The sequence below is a fragment of the Actinomyces sp. oral taxon 170 str. F0386 genome, assembly GCF_000195595.1.
In the GTDB taxonomy this organism is placed as follows: Bacteria; Actinomycetota; Actinomycetes; order Actinomycetales; family Actinomycetaceae; genus Actinomyces.
This window is the reverse complement of sequence record NZ_GL882524.1, coordinates 1-1,364: the sequence shown is the minus strand read 5'-3', so window position 1 is coordinate 1,364 and position 1,364 is coordinate 1. Positions and strand designations below refer to the sequence as shown.

The following is a 1,364-nucleotide window of genomic DNA, read 5'->3' as shown; positions in this document are numbered from 1 at the left end:
GCTGGTTGTGGGTTGTAGAGGGTGTGGTTGTGGATCGTGGCGTGTAGGGTCGGGGTGCGGTGGTGGGCCTGGGTGAGGACGGCTTGGCCTAAGGCGGTTTGTCTTGGTTGCGTTTGTGCTGGTAGTAGGCCTGGGAGACGGGGTCGGAGTGCAGTGAGGCGAGGGCGAAGGGGGACATGGCGCGCTTGAGCCTCTTGTTGCCGGCGTGGGAGACGTGTTCACCCCTGATGGAGGAGCCTGATCTTCTGGTTGCTGGTGCCAGTGCGGCGTGGGAGGCCAGGTGGGCGCTGGTGACTGGAGGTCCTTGGTCAGGGTCTGGGCCAGCAAGGACGGCTGCGGCCGGGACCCCGATCCCGGGCACGTGTGGTCAGGACCTGGCACATGAGGGTGGGCCACCCGCCAGGGTCTCGACCTGGGCGGCGATATCGGTCCGCTGGGCGCGTGGGGCGATGAGCTGACGGGGTACGTGGGGCAGCACCACTGCGGCGGCGTCGGTGCCGGCGACCACCACGGACTGGTGCTCCAGGGCCGAGACGGTCTGGGCGGCCCAGGTGGCGTGCCGCCTGCACCCGCGGGCTTTGAGCCTGGCGTCAGTCCTTGTCTTGCCCGCTCGCTTCAGCTCGGCTGGGGTGGACCAAGTCGGCGACGGGCCTCCCCGGTGGCGGCGTGCGCCCGGCCACGGCCCCAGGGTGGGGCGGGGTCTGGGTGAACGACTGGCACCGGATCCGGCCCTCGGTCTGGTTGACCTGGCGGGCCAGGTCCAGGTCGAATCCCGTGAGCATGCTCAGCGCCGCGGCCTCCTCGTCCGAGGCGCTGATGGCTCTCAGGGTGTGGGGCATGGTCCTGGCAGCCTGGGTGACGACGGCAGCGTCCTTCGCGTCGGTCTTGGCGCTGCCCGGCGTCAGGTCGGCGATGCGGCGCATGGACAGTCCGGGCAGGTAGCCCACGGTGATGCCCATGTCCTGAGCCACCGCCACCGCCAGGACCCCTGATGGTGGCGGGCTGATCGACCACCACCAGCAGGCTCCCATGATCGGCCAGCTTCTCGTAGAGAGCACGCAGGCGCTCCTCGTCGTTGGGCAGGGCCCTGTCAAGGACCTTCCGGCCCTCCCGGCTCAGGGCCGTGACCCAGTGCTCGCTCCTTGCCGACGCCCGGTACCGATGAAGACCTCGATGTCCATCTCTCCTGCCACCTCCCGGTCAAGTCGATACGGGGACAGCCGGTGGACAGGCCGGACCCCGCACCCACGCCTACGAAAGACCTCTACCGGTTCGCGGTGGGTCGCTCCCCTTATCAGCAGTCACCAGCGCCCGGCTGCCGCAGGTGACTTTCACCCGTTACCTTGTTGGTGGTCCCGGGTGGT

Annotated in this window: 1 pseudogene; it reads right to left on the bottom strand. The window is 69.1% G+C overall.

Annotated features, from left to right (window positions below):
- Positions 1-1,181: pseudogene (locus HMPREF9056_RS13425) on the bottom strand (transposase); the annotation flags it as partial.
- Positions 1,182-1,364 lie beyond the last annotated feature (183 nt).